This is a genomic window from Streptomyces olivaceoviridis (assembly GCF_014650115.1).
Lineage (GTDB): Bacteria > Actinomycetota > Actinomycetes > Streptomycetales > Streptomycetaceae > Streptomyces > Streptomyces olivaceoviridis.
In genome coordinates this window covers 248,872-267,199 of record NZ_BMUI01000005.1, presented here as the reverse complement: position 1 = coordinate 267,199, position 18,328 = coordinate 248,872, and the positions used below count along the sequence as shown (strand labels likewise).

12 protein-coding genes and 1 pseudogene are annotated in these 18,328 nt (G+C 72.8%); 5 read left to right on the top strand and 8 right to left on the bottom strand.

Annotation, left to right across the window (positions count from 1 at the left end):
* Window positions 1-71 precede the first annotated feature (71 nt).
* The 5 genes and pseudogenes from IE273_RS12445 to IE273_RS12425 all read right to left on the bottom strand — a co-directional run bounded on the left by IE273_RS12445 (window position 72) and on the right by IE273_RS12425 (window position 4,474).
* Window positions 72-1,157 carry a lytic polysaccharide monooxygenase auxiliary activity family 9 protein gene (locus IE273_RS12445; RefSeq protein ID WP_189815185.1) on the bottom strand — a complete coding sequence of 362 codons (1,086 nt, stop codon included), beginning with the start codon at window positions 1,155-1,157 and terminating at the stop codon, window positions 72-74.
* A 22-nt stretch (window positions 1,158-1,179) separates the two neighbouring features.
* On the bottom strand, window positions 1,180-1,356 hold the full coding sequence (locus IE273_RS12440) for a hypothetical protein (protein ID WP_229887195.1): 177 nt from the start codon (window positions 1,354-1,356) through the stop codon (window positions 1,180-1,182).
* 142 nt (window positions 1,357-1,498) lie between these two features.
* The gene (locus IE273_RS12435) at window positions 1,499-1,906 is read right to left on the bottom strand and encodes a cellulose-binding domain-containing protein (protein ID WP_229887194.1); all 408 of its coding nucleotides are present in this window, start codon (window positions 1,904-1,906) and stop codon (window positions 1,499-1,501) included.
* A gap of 162 nt (window positions 1,907-2,068) precedes the next feature.
* Window positions 2,069-3,197 (bottom strand): annotated as a pseudogene (locus IE273_RS12430) (glycoside hydrolase family 12 protein).
* Between the two features lie 254 nt (window positions 3,198-3,451).
* On the bottom strand, window positions 3,452-4,474 hold the full coding sequence (locus tag IE273_RS12425) for a LacI family DNA-binding transcriptional regulator (protein WP_189815183.1): 1,023 nt from the start codon (window positions 4,472-4,474) through the stop codon (window positions 3,452-3,454).
* Window positions 4,475-4,658: 184 nt separating this feature from the next.
* On the opposite strand from IE273_RS12425, the gene IE273_RS12420 reads away from it, so the two are divergent.
* On the top strand, window positions 4,659-5,387 hold the full coding sequence (locus IE273_RS12420) for an SDR family oxidoreductase (RefSeq protein ID WP_189815182.1): 729 nt from the start codon (window positions 4,659-4,661) through the stop codon (window positions 5,385-5,387).
* A gap of 26 nt (window positions 5,388-5,413) precedes the next feature.
* Here the strand turns inward: IE273_RS12420 and IE273_RS12415 are convergent, their stop codons facing one another.
* Window positions 5,414-8,059 (bottom strand): SpoIIE family protein phosphatase, encoded by a 2,646-nt coding sequence (locus IE273_RS12415; protein ID WP_189815181.1) that lies wholly within the window; start codon window positions 8,057-8,059, stop codon window positions 5,414-5,416.
* 912 nt (window positions 8,060-8,971) lie between these two features.
* Between IE273_RS12415 and IE273_RS12410 the strand changes: the two genes are divergently transcribed.
* Window positions 8,972-10,072, top strand: a complete 1,101-nt coding sequence (locus IE273_RS12410; protein ID WP_189815180.1) for a PP2C family protein-serine/threonine phosphatase — start codon at window positions 8,972-8,974, stop codon at window positions 10,070-10,072.
* Window positions 10,073-10,281: 209 nt separating this feature from the next.
* Here the strand turns inward: IE273_RS12410 and IE273_RS12405 are convergent, their stop codons facing one another.
* Window positions 10,282-11,070: an SAM-dependent methyltransferase gene (locus IE273_RS12405; RefSeq protein ID WP_189815179.1), complete on the bottom strand. Its 789-nt coding sequence runs from the start codon at window positions 11,068-11,070 to the stop codon at window positions 10,282-10,284.
* Between the two features lie 192 nt (window positions 11,071-11,262).
* On the opposite strand from IE273_RS12405, the gene IE273_RS12400 reads away from it, so the two are divergent.
* Genes IE273_RS12400 through IE273_RS12390 form a run of 3 tightly spaced genes read left to right on the top strand, consistent with a single transcriptional unit; the run spans window position 11,263 to window position 16,703 of the window.
* Entirely contained in the window at window positions 11,263-11,910 is a 648-nt protein-coding gene (locus IE273_RS12400; protein WP_189815178.1) for a DUF7019 family protein, read from the top strand.
* A 10-nt stretch (window positions 11,911-11,920) separates the two neighbouring features.
* Window positions 11,921-15,424, top strand: coding sequence for a WD40 repeat domain-containing serine/threonine protein kinase (locus tag IE273_RS12395; protein ID WP_189815177.1), 3,504 nt, complete (start codon window positions 11,921-11,923; stop codon window positions 15,422-15,424).
* A 1-nt stretch (window position 15,425) separates the two neighbouring features.
* Window positions 15,426-16,703, top strand: a complete 1,278-nt coding sequence (locus IE273_RS12390; RefSeq protein WP_189815176.1) for a protein kinase domain-containing protein — start codon at window positions 15,426-15,428, stop codon at window positions 16,701-16,703.
* 126 nt (window positions 16,704-16,829) lie between these two features.
* Here the strand turns inward: IE273_RS12390 and IE273_RS12385 are convergent, their stop codons facing one another.
* Window positions 16,830-18,122, bottom strand: a complete 1,293-nt coding sequence (locus IE273_RS12385; protein ID WP_189815175.1) for a ThuA domain-containing protein — start codon at window positions 18,120-18,122, stop codon at window positions 16,830-16,832.
* Between the last annotated feature and the right edge of the window lie 206 nt (window positions 18,123-18,328).

The following is an 18,328-nucleotide window of genomic DNA, read 5'->3' as shown; positions in this document are numbered from 1 at the left end:
AGGTCATGTCTCTTCCGGGGCGCCCGCCGCCTCCCCGGAACCGGTCTGGGGAGGCGGCGGGGCCGTCCGCGTCAGGTGGTGCTGACGCAGCCGATGGAACCGGCGGGGACGTTGTTGCCGGTCGACGTGGCGGTGAAGCCGAAGGTGACACTGCCGTCGGCGGGCACGACCCGGTTGTGGTCCACGTTGCGGACCGTGACCGTGCCGTCGGTACCGGTGGACAGCGTGCCGTTCCACACGCTGCTGATCCTGGTGCCCGCCCCGGGCTGCCAGGCCACGGCCCACCCGTCGAGCGGCGCCGTGCCGTGGTTCATGACCTCGACGGAGGCCTGGAAGCCACCGCTCCAGGAGTTCACCACGGAGTACGTGGCCATGCAGGAACCGGTGTGCGGATCCGTGGGTGTCGGCGTGGGCGTGGGCGTGGGCGTCGGCGTACCGCCGGAGGTGCGGATGCCCGTGACCTCGCCGTGGCCGCCGTCGAAGACGATGTCCGAGCAGGAGAAGAAGTTCTCCTGGCTGTCCGAACGGACCCACTGGATGAACAGCAGGGCGTCACCGGACCGCCCGGAGGGCAGCTTCAGGTCCCAGTAGTAGTGGCCGCCGTCGGTGCCCGGCGACCCCTGCTGCGGCGGATTGGTGACCGTCTGGACCAGGTCGAGGTCGGCCCAGCGCAGGGCGGAGGTGGGCGACCAGCCCTGCTTGGTGACGTAGACGCGGAAGTCACCCGGGTGCGCCGCCCAGTTGCTGTACTGCGCCTGGATCGTCGCCCCGCTGGTCAGATGGGTGCGCGGCCAGTCCGAGCGCGCCGCGTTGTAGGCGCGGAAGTCGTACGGCGACCGGTCACCCGCGCTGCACAGGGTGCCGTCCGGGACGTAACCGGCGCCCCGGCCACCGGCGTTGGAGTCGAGCACGGCGAACCAGTTGTACAGCGCCGTCGCACCGCTCTTGGCCAGCGCGTCCCGGCACGCCGGGTTGGTCGGGTCCAGTCCGCCGGTCGTCGTGTGCGCGTCCAGGTAGCACAGGTAGGTGCGGGATCCGGGCAGCATCGCCACCCCGTGCGCCTGGGCGTTGGTCTGCCCCAGGAGGGTGAGGGCGAGTGCCGCCAGCAGCGTCGACAGAGCCGCTGCCACCGACATCAGTCTGTTGCGTCGAGCCACGTTCAGCTCCTTCCGATTCGGATCAGACGGGCGGTAAACCCCGGGCGGGCGTCGTACCGGAGTACGCCGGGACCGCCGGGGCGTCGGTGTACGTCACGCCGGCGCCGAGCGGGCCGGCGAACGGGGTGCCGGCGCTGGTCTCGACGGCGGGGTGCGCGGTGAGCTGCCCGGTCAGACCGAGCGCCAGGGTGGCGAACATCGCGCCCAGCGAGGCCGCCCGGTGCCGCCGGCGCCCCGGTCTCGGCCGGTGCGCGGGTGTCCGGCGGGTGGGGTGTGTCATGCGTCCTCCTGGTGCGGGGTTGCGGGTGGTAGGGGACAGGTGCGGTCGACGGGCGCGTCCTTCAGCTCCCGGCGCGGTGCGGGGCGGGTGTGCCGGGGGCGCCCTCCGCGGTGAAGCCGAACGTCGTGGTGCCGCCGGGTCTCAGGGAGCCGTTGAAGGCGGCGTCGCGGACGGTGGCCCGGCCGCCGCCCGTGGTGAGCGAGCCGTAGGCGGCGAGGTCGGACCGCGGGACGAGGGCGTCCTGCTCGATCTGCGTCATCTGGCCGAGCTTGTCGTCCAGGGGCATCCGCGCCGGCAGATCGGTGACGCGGTCCGGCACGGGTGCGGACGGGTCCTGGTACGGCAGGACCGCGGCCGGGGAGGCGCCGGCGGGCTCCGGTGCGGCGGCGGCCGACGCGGTGAGGGCCAGGGCCGCGGCACACACGGCCAGGGCCGTCACCGGGCGGCGGCGGGCGAGCGGGAGGCTCATGCGGGCGGGCCTTTCCTGGAACGGTCCGGGAGCGGGGCGGGGCTGGGACGGGTCCGTCGAGCGGGGCGGCGCCGGGAGGTGGAGCCGGGACCCGCCCGATCGGCCGGTGCGAGACGGGCGGGTCCCGGAGCGGGTGGGTGTGTCACACGGACGGTGCGCGGGTCACGCGGTGGCGCACGCGGCCCCGTTCAGGCTGAATCCGGAGGGCTTGGCGAACGTGCCGCCGTAGCCGCCCTGGAACCCGAAGGTCACCTGACCGCCGGGCGCGATCTGTGCGTTGTAGGTGAGATCGCTCGCCGTGACCGCCCCCCGAGGACGGCGTCACGGCGGCGCCCCAGGCACTGGTGACGCGCTGCCCCGCGGGCAGGGTGAAGGCCAGCCGCCAGCCGCTGACGGGGGAGGAGCCGGTGTTGGTGACGGTGACCTCGGCGGTGAAGCCGTCCTGCCAGACGTTGGTCCCGTAGGCCACCTTGCAGGCCGCCGGGTTCCCGGGGCCGCCCGGGTCGCCGCTGCCGGTGTCGACGGTGGAGGAGAACGAGGTCACGGCCAGGCCGGCGCCGTTCTGCCAGGGCTCGAAGCCCGCCTGCACGCTGGTCAGGTACCAGCTGTCCTGCGCGAGCCCGCGGGACACGGCCTGCCGGACGAAGTCCATGACGTCGAAGCTCCAGCTGGTGATCGCCGACGGCGCGACGAAGGACAGCACGTCGTTTCCGCCGTTGTTGCCGGACCACACCTGCCACTGACGTCCGGCCACGGTCGCGGTGCCGACCTGTGAGCCCACCGGCTGGATGGAGCCCACCTTGTTGAACCACACCATGATCTCGGTCTTGTTGACGCCGTCGGTGCGGGGCGTGGGGTCGAGCCAGATGTCGTAGGCGGCGTCGTACACGGCGTTGCTCACATAGCCGTAGGAAATGCTCGTGGGAGCGCGGGAGATGCTGCCGAGCCGGGCCGGAAGGTTCGTCCCGGGCGAGCAGTTGGTGTAGTGACAGCCGTTGTAGACGGACGGGTAGGACTTCGGGGCGCCGTTCGTCGGAACGGAGCCGTCGGCCTGGGTGACGCGGAATCCGGAGTCCGTGACGTCGATGCACTGGGTCTCGCCGGTGCCCCAGCGGTTGTTCTGGACGACGTAGCGGTCCTGGATCGTCGTCGAGCCGTACTGTTCGCAGATGGTGGTGCCGGCCTGGGCCGCGGGAGCGACGGTGAGCAGCGCCGCCAGGGCGGCGAGCGCGGTGAGCAGTGCGCCCAGCAGGCCGCGCGCTCCACGGACAGGGTGCTTGTACGGTCGCATGCGGGTCCTCTCCATGACGGTGAGGGGAGTTCGGGAGCGCTCCCGGGCGCAGCTGGATGGGAGCGCTCCCATTCCCTCCGTTGGGCAGGGACTGTAGGGAGAGTTCATGTCCCTGACAAGGCTCCGTGCGGGGTCAGTGTCGAAGAAGTCTCGAAACCGCAGGTCGGAGGCGGCCCGGTCGGCGCGGCTGCCGTCGCCTGGGAGCGCTCCCGAAGCGGGGACCGGCCGCAGCGCACCGGGCACGCCCGACGGCGCTACGCCGACTCGCGCACCACCAGCTCCGTACGGAGGATCACGTGCCGCCACGCCACGGACGACTCCTCCATCTCCTCCAGGAGCAGCCGCACCATGGCCCGCCCGATCTCCTCCAGCGGCTGTCGCACCGTGGTCAGCCGCGGCTCGGTCCGCTCGGCCAGCGGGAAGTCGTCGAAACCGATGACGGCGACGTCCTCCGGCACCCGGCGTCCCGCCGCGCGCAGCGCCTCAAGGGCGCCGGCGGCGGTGGTGTCCGAGGCGGCGAGCACACCGTCGATCTCCGGGTGCCGTTCGATCAGCCGGGCCATGGCGCGCCGGCCGCTCTCCGCGGTGAAATCGCCCTCCGCGACCCAGGACGGCGGGGCGTCCAGCCCGGCACGGGCCAGGGCGTCGCGGTAACCGCGCAGCCGGCACCGGGTGACGTACATGTCGAGCGGCCCGGTGATCGTGGCGATCGTGCGCCGGCCCTTGTCCAGCAGATGGGCGACCGCGCTGCGGGCGCCGCCGACGTTGTCCGCGTCGACATAGCTGACGTGCTCGTCGGCCGAACGGCGGCCCAGCAGGACGGTCGGCAGCCGGGCCGCGGCGAGCATGTCGGGCAGCGGATCGTCGGCGTGCACGGACATCACCAGCACCCCGTCGACCCGGCCGCCGCGGGCGTACTCCAGGAAGCGCTCCCGGTCGGTGTCCGAGCGGACCAGGGTGAGCAGCAGTTGCATCCCGGTGTCGGTCAGGGCGTCGCCGAGCGAACGGACGATCTCGGAGAAGAAGGGCTCCGCGAACTTCCGCCAGTCCGGCTCCGTCATGACGAGCGCGACCGCGTCGGCCCGTCGCCCGGCGAGTGAACGGGCCGCGAGATTGGGGACGTAGCCCAGTTCCGCGATGGCCTGCTGCACGGCCCGGCGTGTCGACTCCTTCACGCCGGCCGCGTTGTTGACGACGCGGGAGACCGTGCCCCGGCCCACGCCGGCGTGAGCGGCCACCTCCTCCAGCGTCGGCGAGCCAGGGCGCCGCTTGCCCATGACCACCTCCCCCAAGAGATCACCGATATTACGGGTCCGGCGACGGCGGACCCACGGAAAGTTTCGAACGGGCTGCCGGGCGGGCGTCGCGACCGGTCACCCCCATGCCCCGCTCACCGTCCCAGCCCGCGCCCCTCTGGGGTGCATATGCCATATTGCGGGTAATCCCGACGAAAGGTGTGTCATGAAGGTGGCAGTCATCGGCGGTACCGGGCTGATCGGGTCGCAGGTCGTCAGGAATCTGAAGGCCGCGGGGCACGAGGCGGTGCCGCACTCGCACTCCACCGGGGTCGACGTCATCAGCGGCCAGGGGCTGGACGCGGCCGTGGCGGGAGCCGATGCGGTGGTCAACACGACGAACTCCCCGACCTTCGACGCGGCCTCCCTGGCGTTCTTCCAGACCTCGATGGACAACCTCCTGGCCGCGGCCCGGAAGGGCGGCGTCGGCCACATCGTGATCCTCTCGATCGTCGGCGCGGACCAGGTGCCGGAGCTGGACTACTACCGGGCCAAGGTGCTCCAGGAGAACATCCTCGCGGCCGGTGGCGTCCCGTACTCGATCGTCCGCGCCACGCAGTTCATGGAGTTCATGGACGACGTCCTGTCCTGGACCACCGACGGCGACACCGTCCGGCTGCCCGCCACGCCGATCCAGCCGATCGCCGCCCGGGACGTGGCCGACGCGGTGGCGGAGGTCGCGGTGGGCGCCCCGCTGAACGGCATCCGCAACATCGCGGGCCCCGAGGTCTTCACCCTGGACGAGCTGGGCCGCACGACCCTGTCCCGCAGGGGCGACAACCGCGGCGTCGTCACCGATCCGACCGCCGGCATGTTCGCCGTCGTCAAGGGGGACGCGCTCACCGACCCGCAGGCCCGGCTCGCCCCCACCCGCTACGAGGACTGGCTCTCCTGACCCGCCTCCGGAGCCGGGCCGGGACGTCAGACGCCCAGCACGTCCAGGAGGGCCGAAGGGTCCGGTTCCGGGACGCCCTCCAGCCGCTGCTCCGCCCAGATGACCTTGCCCCGCGGCGCGTAGCGCGTCCCCCACATGTCCGCGAACTGGGAGACCAGGAACAGACCGCGGCCCCCTTCGTCGGTGCTGGCCGCGCGCCGCAGCCGGGGTGAGGTGTTGCTGCCGTCCGCCACCTCGCACACCAGGGTGCGGCCCAGCAGCAGCCTCACCCGTACGGGCGGAGCGCCGTAGCGGATCGCGTTGGTCAGGAGTTCGCTGAGGATCAGCTCCGTGCCGAACGCCGTCTCCTCCAGCCCCCAGTCGGCGAGCCGCCGGCTCGCCTCGCCGCGTACCCGGGACACGGCCTCCACGTCGAAGGGGACGTCCCAGGTCGCGACGCACGCCGGGTCGAGCAGCCGGGTCCGGGCGACCAGCAGTGCCACGTCGTCACTGGGATGCCCGGGCAGCATCGTCTCCACGAGGGCGCGGCAGGTCTCCTCCGGCGTCCGGTCCGCGTCGGCGATGGCCGAGGACAGCATCGCCAGGCCCTCGTCGACGTCCCGTCCACGGTTCTCGACCAGCCCGTCGGTGAACAGGACCAGGCGACTGCCCTCGGGCAGCTCCAGCTCCCCGGCCTCGAAGGGATGACCGCCCACCCCCAGAGGCGGCGACAGCGGGAGGTCGGGGAAGGACACCCTGCCCTGCGGATCCACCACGGCGGGTGCGAGGTGCCCGGCGCGGGAGAGGGTGCAGTGCCCACCGACCGGGTCGTAGACGGCGTAGAGGCAGGTGGCACCGGTGAGCGGTACCCGGTCGTCGTCGGCGGCGGTCGCGCTCGGGGTGTCCAGCTGGGTGTCCAGCCGGGTCACCATCTCGTCCAGGTGCCCGAGCAGTTCGTCCGGGGCCAGGTCCAGCGAGGAGAAGTTCAGCACGGCCGTGCGCAGCCGTCCCATGGTGACCGCGGCCTGGAGCCCGTGCCCCACGATGTCCCCGACGACCAGCGCCACCCGGAACCCGGGCAGCGGGATGACGTCGAACCAGTCGCCGCCCACGCCCGACTCCGCCGGCAGATAACGCGAGGCGACCTCCAGCGCGTCCTGGTCCGGCAGGCCCAGCGGCAGCAGATTGCGTTGCAGCGTCACGGCGAGCGCGTGTTCACGGGAGTACCGGCGCGCGTTGTCGATCGCGACGGCGGCGCGGGCCACCAGCTCCTCGGCCACGGCGACGTCCTCCTCCTCGAACCGGGGGAAGCGCGCACCACGCCAGAAGTTGACCATGCCGAGGACCACCCCGCGCGCCCGGAGCGGCACCGTGATCAGCGAGTGGATGCCGTAGTCCAGCGCCCGCCGCGCCCCCTCGGGGTCCTGCGCCCGCCAGTCCTCGGCGGAGTGCAGGTCCGGGACCAGGACGGCCTTGCCCCGCCGCAGCGCCGCCGCCATCGGCGTGTCGGACACCAGGAACCGGATCACCTCGCCCACCGGCTGCAAGGGGTGTCCGCCTCGCGTGGCCCGCAGCGCGGTACGGCGCATCTCGCGGACCGCGCTCGTGGGCTCCTCACCGCGCAGCACGGAGTCGAGCAGTTCCACGGTGACGAAGTCGGCCATGCGGGGGACCGCCACCTCGGACAGCTCCTCCGCCGTACGCCGTACGTCGAGTGTGGTGCCGATCCGCACCCCCGCCTCGTACAGGAACGACAGCCGGCTCCGCGCCACCTCGGCCTGCCCGGAGAGCGCCCTCAGCTCCGTGGTGTCACGGAAGGTGGCGACCAGGCCCGGGGCGCCGCCGTACGGGGCGGTGGGCCGGATGTTCACCGCCAGCAGCCGGTCCCCGGCCGGGACGACCTTGTCGGACGCCGTCTCACCCGACAGCAGCAGCCGCGCCAGGGCCGGCCCCAGCCCCAGCTCCCGCACATGCCGCTGCTCGGCGTCCCCGGGCAGGCCCAGCAGCCGGTGTGCCTCGTCGTTGGCCAGCACCACGCACCCGTCGCCGCCGACGATCACCACCCCCTCGCGCACCGCGTGCAGCACGGCGTCGTGGTGCTCGTACATCCGGGTCATCTCGGCCGGCCCGAGCCCGTGGGTCTGCCGCAGCAGCCGCCGGCTGACCAGCGCCGCGCCCCCGGTCGCCAGCAGCAGCGCCCCCGCGGCCATGCCGAGCAGCAGGGGCAGCTGCTGGTTCAGCACCTGGCCGACGTTGGTGTACCGGATCCCGGCGGTGACCACGCCGACCACGCGCCTGCCGGGGTCCGTCACCGGTACGACGGCCCGCACGGCGTCGGCGGGTGGGCCGTGGAACGTCTCGGTGTACATCTCGCCCACGAGGGCCCGGCCGACGCCCCCGGCCTTCGTGCCGATCAGGGTGGGGTCGTTGTCGGTGATCCGGGTTCCGTGCCGGTCCAGGACGCTGACGAAGTCGACGCCGGCCCCCTTCTGCACCTGCTCCGTCGCCGGCTGCAACTGGGCGGCCGGATGCGGCGACCGCAGCGCGGTCGCCGTTCCGGGCGCGTGCGCGAACGTCTCCGCCACGGCCAGGGAGCGGTCCTCGGCGGTGCGCTGGGCGTCGTACCGCCCCTGCACCACCAGGGCGGTGGCCCCCGCCGCGACCAGCATCAGCATGATCAGCGCTTGCAGCACGAAGACCTGCGCGGCGAGCGTGCGGACGCTCAGGGACGGCGAAAGACGGCGTCTGCGTGGCGGCCAGGGCCCGCGGTCACGGGTCGGACCGGATGACCCCCGTGAACCGGGCGGCGACGCCGCGCTCGCCCATGGCCAGCGGGAACGTCCGCTCATCTCCCTTTTCTAGCACTGCGCCTCCACGCTCGGCGACCGGTGCGTCCGCCGAGGGGTGGGGGCGGGGTGCGGTGTGCCGGGGTGGGCGGGCGGCCGGGTCTGTGTGTCGGCTGTGGTCGGAAGGGGGCCGTGTGATGTCGGGGGTTGCCGGTGGTGCGATCGTGCGCTCGGCGACCGGTGCGTCCGCCGAGGGGCGGAGGCGGGGTGCGGTGTGCCGGGGTGGGCGGGCGCCTGGCCCGTGATGTGGCCGCCGAGGGGATCGAGCCCGGGGCGGTTGTGTGCTCTGCCGGGTCTCGGCGGCCAGGTTCGTGGGCACCCTGGACCCGCCCGTCGGCGGTTCCGGGTCGCCGGCCGCCACCGCCTCGACGACCCGTGCCGGGCGGTCGTGCGCGGCCCGGGGTCCTCGAACGGCCCGGCCGGCGCGGCACGTTCGGCGATCAACGCACCGATACCGCGGCGGGCCTCGAAGACCTCACCGATCCCATCCGGTCGGGGCTGTGGCGTACGAGCATGGCAGCGGATCGGTTCCGCCCCGGCGCAGGACGTCCCGTACGCGCGTGGCCACCCAGGGAACATGCCGCTGAGTGGAGCAATCACGGCGCGTCGCGACCCCGCGCACCAGGCTGGACGTCTTGTCGAGTTCCTGTGACAGGAGTCCGTGTGCGAAGACCACGTATGCCGAAGCCCGGACATACCGGTCGGGATCCGGAGGACGGAGCCGGTGCGCGGACGCGGTTGTCGGCCCCTCCGGCATGGATGCGATGGCTACCGGCCCTGTACGTCGCGGCCCTTCTGCTGCTGGAACCCGCGACGCCCGTGGAGTGGCCGGTCAGCTTCGTGCTGATCGCCCTGCCCCTCGTGGCCGCCTTCGCCCACGGCCCGGCCGTCGTCGGCGGCGCCACCGTGTTCGCCGTCGTCCTGGAAGGGGTGCTGGCCGGCACCCCGTGCTGTGCGGGCCGTGAGGTCGGCTACCTGTGGGACCGCCACTACGTGGCCTCCTACATCTGCACCGGCCTGGTCGGCCTCCTCGGCATGATCCTGGCCGCGCACCGCATCCGCCGTGAGCGCACACTGGCCGACCTGCGCTTCGTGGCCGACATCGCCCAGCGGGTCCTGCTCCGGCCGGTTCCGCACCAGATCGGCAGCCTCCACCTGGAGAGCCTGTACCGGTCCGCCGCCGCGGAGGCACGCATCGGCGGCGACCTGTACGAGGCCGTCCCCACCCGGTACGGCGTCCGGCTGCTCATCGGCGACGTCCGGGGCAAGGGGCTGCTCGCGGTGGAGACCGCCGCGGCCCTGCTCGGCGCGTTCCGCGAGGCGGCGCACGACGAACCCGCTCTGCCCGCCCTGGCCGACCGGGTGGAGACGAGCATGAACCGCAGGGCCGTGCTGCTGGGCGGCAGCGAGGTGGGCGAACGGTTCGTCACCGCGGTCTTCGCCGAGATCCCCTTCGCGGAGCCGCTGATCCGCGTCGTCAACTGCGGCCATCCGCCCCCGGTCCGCATCCGCTCCGGCGAGGTGTGCGAACTCGACCGGGGGCGGTCGGCGCCCCCGCTGAACCTCGGGGTGCTGCTGAGGGAGCCGTACCACGTGGACGCCTACTCCTTCCGGCCCGGTGACCAGCTCCTGCTGTACACGGACGGCATCACGGAGACGCGTGACGCGGCCGGCGCCTTCTACCCCCTGCTCCAGCGCCTGCGTTCCTGGTCCGCCCTGCCGCCCCGGGAGCTCCTGGAACGCCTCCACCGAGACCTGCTGGCCTACAGCGGCGACCGGCTCCAGGACGACATCGCGGCGCTCGCCGTCCGCCTCCCGGCCGGTGAACCGGTCGTACCGGCCACGCCACCGCCTGGCTGAGCACGGCACGCGGCGCCCCGGGCCGCCACCGGATCAGAAGGGCGGCGGAGGATCCGCCGCCGCCCCGCGCACCGCCGCCCGCTCCGGCTCGGACTCGGTGTCATCGCCGGCCGGGAGCCGTACGCGTCCGGCCGTACCCGCCACCGCCCACCGGCCGTGCCACCGGGGCCCGTGCACCGGCGGCGCACCGCCGCAGGACGGAAGCGCACTCACGGAATGCGGGCCACCGCCGCGTAGATCCCGCTTCCCTCCGGCACCGCGTCCGTACCCGACACGCCCCACTCCGTGGCGGTCACCAGGCCGGGCGGCACGAGATCCAGGCCGTCGAAGAAGCGCTCGACCTCCGGGCGCGACCGGAAACCGAGCTGGATGCCGCCCTTGGCGTACTCGGCCGTGACCTGCGCGGCGAGTTCCGGGTAGAGGTCGGACGCGGCGTGCGACAGCACCAGGTGACTGCCGGAAGGCAGCGTGGCGATCAGGTTCCGGACGATTCCGTGGGCGTCCTGCTCGTCGGTGACGAAGTGCATCAGCGCGATCAGCGACAGCGCGATCGGCCGGTCGAAGTCCAGGATCCGGCGGGCGTGACGGACGATGGAGTCCGGCTCCCGCACATCGGCCTGGATGTAGTCGGTGACACCGTCGTCGCTGCTGATCAGCAGCGCCTCGGCGTGGCGCAGGACGATCGGGTCGTTGTCGGTGTAGACGACCTTCGCCGTCGGCACGATCCCCTGGACGATCTGGTGCAGATTGGGCTGGGTGGGGATGCCCGTACCGATGTCCAGGAACTGGTCGATTCCCTGCTCGGCGAGCCAGGCGGCGGCCCGGTGCATGAACTGGCGGTTCTGCCGCGCCGCGTCCCGCGCCTCGGCCGGCAGCCGCTCTCCCACGGCCTCGTCGACCGGGTAGTTGTCCTTGCCGCCCAACAGCCAGTCGTAGACCCGCGCGGGGTGCGCCCTGCTGGTGTCGATCTCCAGGGGCGGCAGTGAATCGGTCGTCATAGCAGCTCCGTTGCGCGGGTGAGCGGTTCAGGCCATGTGTTCGATCATCCTACTCGCGCCCCGGCCGTGCCTCGCGCCGCGCGAGGAACGGGAGTTGAAGCGGACCCCGGCCGTCCGCGACACCCCGGCGACTTTCGATGCCCTGGGCCGAAACCGGGGACCCGGACGGCGGTTGCGCGATAGCCTCGGGGGGTGACGGTCCGGTACTACGTGTACATCAGCGACGCCAAGGTCGACATGCTGCTCTCCCAGATCGACCCCGCTTTCGGCCGCAGGAGCACCACCGAAGCCGGCGTGAGCGTCAAGCTGTTCAGCGTCAGGCGCAGTGTCGAAGCACCGGCGCCGGACCGGACGGCCAAGCTGGAGCGCGTCCTGCGGCACCTGGAGGAGACCGGGCAGACCGGATCGGTGGACGACCCGGGACCGTACTTCCGCGGCAGCCTGCCCATGCAGTGGGGGCCCCTGAACGGCGAGAACGGCGGGTCACTGGTGTACTTCGGCGGCCGGACCGAGCAGACGATCCTCGGTCTCGGCGGCGCCAGTGGCCATGTGCTCGGCGCGAGCGCCCCGCAGGCCCAGGAGTTCGCGCCCTCCTCGGTGCCGACGCTCCTGGCCGGCCTTGCCTCGGCGTTCGCCGCCGACAGTGCCGAGATGCCGGCCGAGCAGTCGTCCCTGGCCTGGGTGCACACCGCCGGACGCCTGCTGCGCGGCCCCCGGCAGCAAGTGGAGTTCGTCGCCCGGCGCCTGCTGTCCGGCCCCAGCCCCTACCCCGAACTCGACGCCCGTCCCGGCATGCGGGTACTGCTCGGCAGCCCCCTGTACGTGGCCCTGGCCGACTGACGGCGCGGCGATGGCCCTCGGCACCTGGCGGCCCGGCGAGGTGGTCCTCGATCTGTACGAGGTACTCGACGACGTGCGCAGCGGCGGCATGGGCGTGGTCCACCGCGTCCGGCACCGCGGCTGGAACGTGCACCTCGCGGTCAAGACGCCCCGCCCGGAGCTGGTCGCCTCCGAGACGGGCAGGCGCCGGTTCGAAGCCGAAGCCGGCACCTGGGTGAGCCTGGGCCTGCACCCGCACACCGTCAACTGCGCCTACGTCCGCACGGTCGACGGCGTGCCCCGTGTCTTCGCCGAGTGGGTCGACGGCGGCAGCCTCGCCGAGGCGATCACCGGCGGCAGCCTCTACGAGGGCGGTCCCCGGGCCGCCCTCGCCCGCGTGCTGGACGTCGCCGTCCAGACCGCGTGGGGCCTCCAGCACGCCCACGACACCGGCCTGGTCCACCAGGACGTCAAGCCCGCCAACGTCATGCTCGAACCCGACGGAACCGCCAAGGTCACCGACTTCGGGCTGGCCGGAGCGCGTTCGGCCGACACCGACGGGACGCCCGCCGCCCCGTCCACCGTCACCTTCGGCGGCATGACCCCGGCCTACTGCTCCCCCGAGCAGGCGCTCGCCGCGGCCGGACGCCGGGAGATCCGGCTGACCCCCGCGACGGACGTGTGGTCGTGGGCGCTGACCGTGCTGGAGATGTTCACCGGACGCCGTCCCACCCGGTACGGCCAAGCCGCCGCAGCCGTACTCGAAGCGCTGTTGGACGCCGGCCCGGCCGACCCCCGCGTGCCGCCCATGCCGCCGGCGGTCGTGGGACTGCTGCGCCAGTGCTTCCAGACCGAGGCGACGGCGCGGCCGGCCCGGCTGGACGAAGTCGCCGACGTGCTGCGCGCCGAGTACGGCGACCTCACCGGCACACCGTTCCCGCGGCGGGCTCCGCAGGCCGCCGCCCTGCTGGCGGACGGGCTCTCCAACCAGGCGCTGTCCCTGCTCGACCTCGGCCGGACCGAGGAGGCCGAGGCGCGGTGGCGGGAGGCGATGACGGCGGAGCCCCACCACCTGATCGCGACCTTCAACTTCGGCCTGCACCGCTGGCGCACGGCGCAGAAGACCGATCTCGACCTCGTCGCCGAACTGGAGTCCGCTCGTGAGATCAGCGGGGACGACGCCCTGGGCACGCGGCTGATCGGCCTGGTCCACCTTGAGCGCGACGACCGCGAGCGCGCCGCCGAACTGCTGCGCCCGGCGGCCCCGGGCGAACCGGACCCGGCCGAGACCGAGGCCGCGCTGGCGGAGTTGACGCGCGATCCGGGGACGCGCCCCGTGGTCCTCGCCGGCCACGAGGCCGGCGTGAGCGCGGTGGCGGTGTCGGCCGACGGGGGCCTGGTGCTGTCCGGCGACCATCGAGGCAGCCTGCGGGTGTGGGAAACGGCCGGAGGCCGCTGCCTGCGGGAGCTGACGTCCGAGGGCCCGGCCGTCGTGGTGACCGCCATGGACGCCGAGGGGCGGATCGGCCTGGTCGGACGCGAGCAGGGTCCGCCGGAGGCGTGGGACCTCACGCACGGCGAGCGGCTTCCCCTTCCGCCGGGCCCCGTTGCCGCCGGCGTCACCATGGTCGCGCTCAGCGGTGACGGGTCGGTCGGCGCCACCGGGCACGCGGACGGCACCCTCCTGTTCTGGCACCTGCGCACGGGGCGAGTCCTGGGGCCGGTGCGGAGCCAGGTGGAGCTGATGACCGTGCTGGAGCTCAGTGACGACGGCGCCGTCGCCCTTACGGCCGGCGACCTGCGGGACGACAAGGTCCGCCTGTGGGACGTCGCCACGGGCGTCTGCCGGGCCGTCCTCACCGAGCCGCGGGCCAATCCCCTCCACTCGGCCTGGGGAGGCTTCGTGCGGAGAGCCGCCGCGGCCCCGGGCGCGCGGTACGCCGTGCAGGTGTGGGGCGGGCCGATGGTGCTGTGGGACGTGCGGACGGGCCGGATCGCCACCCAGGCGCCTCACCACCTGACGGATGTCACGGCGCTCGCCCTCACCCCCGACGGCTCCCTCGCCGTCGTCGGGAGCGGCAACCCGCTTCAGGTGGTGCAGACGGCGACCGGCCGCTGCCTGCACACGCTCGACGACGGCACGGCACGGCACGTGCACCACCTGGCGGTGAGTGCCGACGGCCGCTACGCCGTACTGCGCACGACAGACGGCGTGCGGATCAGGGTGCAACCCCTTCCGGTCCCGGGCTACCGTGCGCCGTGGGCGTACGCCCGGCCCCGGGCCGCCGGCGAACTGTCCGATCACGCCGGGCGGTTCCGGGCGGCCATGCGCGAGGGCGAACGGCACCTGGACGCGGGCCGCTACGCCCGGTCGGCCGCCTGTCTGCGCACCGCGCGGGCGGTGCCCGGCCACGCACGCCATCCCGACCTGCGGCACGCGTGGAACGCGCTGGGCCGGCACGGGCGCCGTACGGGACTGCTCGGTGCGTGGCAGACGTTCGACTTCACCGGCAGAGTGGCGCACCCTTCGGCGCTCGCGTTCGTCGGGGACACGAGCCTGTTCCTCGCCGCGCTGCACGGCGACAGGTTCCTGCTGTGCGACGCCGCCAACGCACGGCAGTACCGCGTGATCGCCTCGACGGCCACGGCCGACGTGGCCCTTGTGGTGACCGGCGACGGCACCCGGGCCGTCGTCCACGGCATGGGAGAGGCGGCCCTGCTCGATCTGCGGGACGACAGGACCGTCACACTGCCGCACGACGACGTCAGGGCCGTGGCATTGGCCGACGACGGCGGATGGCTGCTGACCGGCGACGACAGCGGACACCTGTGCCGCTGGGACATCGAGGACGTGGCGAGGCGCCACGATCACGCGAAGCCCTCTCTCGCGTTCCGTGCCCACCAGGGGCAGGTGGAGTCGGTCGCGATCAGCCCCGATGGCCGGTACGGCGCGTCGAACGCTTTCGCCGGCGCCGAAGAGGACCGGCGGCGGCGCTACGACCAGGACGAACTCTGCGGGTGGGACCTGGCCTCGGGGCAGCGTCTGTGGCGGCACACCGGGCGCCCCGGCCGAGCCGGCCTGCGGTTCACCCCGGACGGCCGGACCCTGCTGGAGTACGGCCTTTCCAGCGTGCACTCCTACGACGCCGCGAGCGGGCGCCGGATCCGCACGGTGGACGGCCCCTACAGCGTCAGGACGCTGGTGACCTCCGCGGACGGCCGGCGCGCGGTGTTCGCCGGATACGGGACCCTGGTCGTCCTCGACCCGGCCACGGGCCGCGTGCTCCGGGAGATCCGCGACCCCGGCCTGATCAACACCCTCACACTCACCTCCGACGGCCGGTTCGCCCTCACCGGCCTCGCGCACGAGGAGGTACACGTGTGGGACCTCGACCAGGGGCGGCGGCTGCGCGTCCTGTCAGGACACCAGGGCCAGGTCTTCGGCCTGGCCCTGAGCGCCGACGCCCGCCACCTGCTGGCAGCCGGGGTCGACTCCGTGCGCTGCTGGGAACTCGACTGGGACTACGACTGGTGACATGCCGTCCTCCGTCACCCTGACCCCCGACGGCGCGCCCACGGCCGCGGCGTACGTCTTCACCCACCGCACCACCTGCCTGGTCGGCCGGGCGAGCGAGTGCGGGATCCGGCTGGCCCGCACCGAGACGAAGGTCTCCCGGCACCACTGCCTGCTCGACGTCAATCCCCCGCACCTGCGCGTGCGGGACCTCGGCAGCCGCAACGGCACCTACGTCAACGGCGAACGGCTGGCGTCGGGCGCGGCCGGGCGGGACCTGGCCGACGGCGACGAGATCCGCGTCGGCGGCGCGGTACTGCGCGTCTCCGTCCAGGCGGGGGAGCCCTCGCCGGCGCACACCGACGCGCGGGACCCCGTCGACGCACTGCACACGCTGCTCGACGCGGCCGAGGCCGGAGAGCCGGGACTCACCGGCATCCGCGGCTACCGGCTGCTCCAGGAACTCGGCCGCGGCGGACAGGGCGTCGTCCACCTCGTCCGGAACGAGGAGACCGGCGAACTCCTCGCCCTGAAGACCCTGCCGGCCCACCGTGCCGTCGACCCCTCCGCCCGCGACGGCTTCCTGCGCGAGTTCGCCTGTACGCGCGCCCTGCGCCACCCCCACGTCGTCGCCTTCCACGGTGGCGGCGTGCACGACAGCACCTTCTACTTCACCTGCGAGTTCTGCCGGCTGGGCAGCGTCGCCGACCTCGTGGCCCGCGCCGGCGGCGGACTCGGCGTGGACCAGGCGGTGGGTGTGACCCTCCAGGCGCTCCGGGGACTGCACTACGCGCATGCGGCCAAGGTGCCGGTACGGCTGGCCGACGGGACCTCGGCGACGCACCGGGGACTGGTGCACCGCGACATCAAGCCGCAGAACCTCCTGCTCACCGGGGCCAGGGACCGCGCGACCGTCAAAGTCGCCGACTTCGGCCTGTCCAAGGCGTTCGACAGCGCCGGCCTGTCCGGCCACACCCTCACCGGTGCGATGGGCGGCAGCCTGGCCTTCATGCCGCGGGGCCAGGTCATCGACTTCAAGTACGCGCTGCCCGAGGTCGATCTGTGGGCGATGACGGCCTGTCTGTACTGGATGCTCACCGGCTCGCCGCCACGGGACTTCCCGGCCGGTGCCGATCCCGTCGCCGTAGTCCTGCGCGAGCCGGTCGTGCCCGTACGCGACCGGCTGCCCACCCTGCCCCGCCGACTCGCCGCGGTCATCGACACCGCTCTCGTCGACGCGCCCCGCATCACCCTGACCAGCGCGGCCGACCTGGCACGCGCCATCCGTCAGGCGCTGTGAACGAATCACCGCCCGTGGGCGGGTGCCGCGACGAGGGCCGCCCCGATGCGGTGTCCGCGGCTGCGCGGCGGACGTGGCACCGGGGCGGCGGTGTCCGGCCAGGGGGCGGGACCGGGGGCCGAATGATCAGGACTGGGCGGCCAGTTGGAAACTCTGGGCGGCGGAGCCGTCACATGTCCGCTGGGTGAGCTGGACGCTGTCGGCGGCCGTGCCGGACGCGGTCAGGCACTTTCCGCTGTGCCGGGCGGTGAAGTGGTACCGCCCGGTGGCCTCTTTCACCGGCAGCCACTGCTGGTTGGTGCCACCACCGTAGGACCACAGCTGCAAGGGCGCGTTGTCGGCTGTGGAACGGTCGACGACGTCGATGACCTGCTGCGGATTGCCGCGAGCGGCGATGCGCGTGTAGCCGCTGTCGGTGGAGCGGAACTGGAACTGCTGTGCCGTCGTGGAGTTGCAGGTGTATTGCTGGATGACGGTCCCGTTGGCCGTGCCGGCGGCGCGGGCGTCGACACACCTTCCGTTCCCGGCGTTGCTCAGCGTGTACCAGGCGGTCTCGGAGATGCCGTCCGCGGGCGGCTGGGACGATGCCGCTCCGCCCAGCCACTTCAGCCCGTCCAGGATGAACTGGTTCTGCGTGGCGCTGGCGAAGGTGGACGACAGGGCCGTGTTGGTGTCGTAGTTCATCGCGTTGTGGCCGAAGTTCGCGTACAGCATCTTGTACTTGGTGTTCGTCCACAGGATCGGGTAGTACCCGCTGTACCAGGTCTGGTTGGGGTCCGTGCCGAGCGGGAAGCTGCTGGGGTCGACGGAGGCCAGGATCTTGATGTCGGGGTTCTGGCGCAGGTCGTTGGACCAGCTGTACCACTCGCTCACCGACGAGGTGAAGGTGGCGGGCAGGTTCCGGGTCGAGGGGTGCGTACGATCCTCCACGCGCAGGACGGCCGTGGTCGGCCCCCAGGTGTTCGAGACGAAGTTCCCGCTGCCCAGGAACTGGTTGTGGTACCAAGGCCAGCTCTGCGCGTCGGTGGTGAAGGCGGAGACGTGGAAGCCCATCCATGCGCCGCCGTTGCGCATGTACTGCTCGAAGCCCGCTCGCTGGGCGGCCGACTGGGGCAGGTCGTCGAGGAAGAGGACCACCTGGTAGTTGTTGACGCCGCCGTTCGCCAGGAGGTCCCAGTTGTTGCTGGCGGTGTAGGTGAAGCCGTTCGCGGCTGCCTGCTGCGGGAACCACTGGTTGGCTTCGTGGACGAAGCTGATGTGTGCGGCGTCGTAGGTGCCGTTGTACAGCGCCAGTACGCGGAAGGGCTCCGCGGCCGGTGCGGCCTGGGCGGGTGGCTGTGCTGTCAGGCTGACCAGGGCCGCGAGGAGAAAGGCCAGCCACATGGGGATGCGTGCCGCGCCGGATCTCACCTGTTGCATCCGATGCTCCCTTCTCGGCCGGGCCCGGGAAGGGGGCCAGGCATGAACGAAGGCGTTCATGAACGTGAGTGCTGGTCGTATGCGTAGATGCTGTTGGCCGGTGAACCTAAAGGTCTGGACCAGACCAGTCAAGAGCCGACGACAAGAATGTCCCTGGCAGACCAGATGCGTTAAGCACTTGTAGCCAACGGAAATGGATAGGCTGC

What these genes read in the sequence shown, in the direction of transcription:
- IE273_RS12440 (WP_229887195.1), bottom strand. Translation starts at nt 1,356, where the DNA reads ATGTTCGCCACCCTGGCGCTCGGTCTGACCGGGCAGCTCACCGCGCAC.
- IE273_RS12435 (WP_229887194.1), bottom strand. Translation starts at nt 1,906, where the DNA reads ATGAGCCTCCCGCTCGCCCGCCGCCGCCCGGTGACGGCCCTGGCCGTG.
- IE273_RS12425 (WP_189815183.1), bottom strand. Translation starts at nt 4,474, where the DNA reads ATGGGCAAGCGGCGCCCTGGCTCGCCGACGCTGGAGGAGGTGGCCGCT.
- IE273_RS12420 (WP_189815182.1), top strand. Translation starts at nt 4,659, where the DNA reads ATGAAGGTGGCAGTCATCGGCGGTACCGGGCTGATCGGGTCGCAGGTC.
- IE273_RS12410 (WP_189815180.1), top strand. Translation starts at nt 8,972, where the DNA reads ATGCGATGGCTACCGGCCCTGTACGTCGCGGCCCTTCTGCTGCTGGAA.
- IE273_RS12405 (WP_189815179.1), bottom strand. Translation starts at nt 11,070, where the DNA reads ATGACGACCGATTCACTGCCGCCCCTGGAGATCGACACCAGCAGGGCG.
- IE273_RS12395 (WP_189815177.1), top strand. Translation starts at nt 11,921, where the DNA reads ATGGCCCTCGGCACCTGGCGGCCCGGCGAGGTGGTCCTCGATCTGTAC.
- IE273_RS12390 (WP_189815176.1), top strand. Translation starts at nt 15,426, where the DNA reads ATGCCGTCCTCCGTCACCCTGACCCCCGACGGCGCGCCCACGGCCGCG.
- IE273_RS12385 (WP_189815175.1), bottom strand. Translation starts at nt 18,122, where the DNA reads ATGCAACAGGTGAGATCCGGCGCGGCACGCATCCCCATGTGGCTGGCC.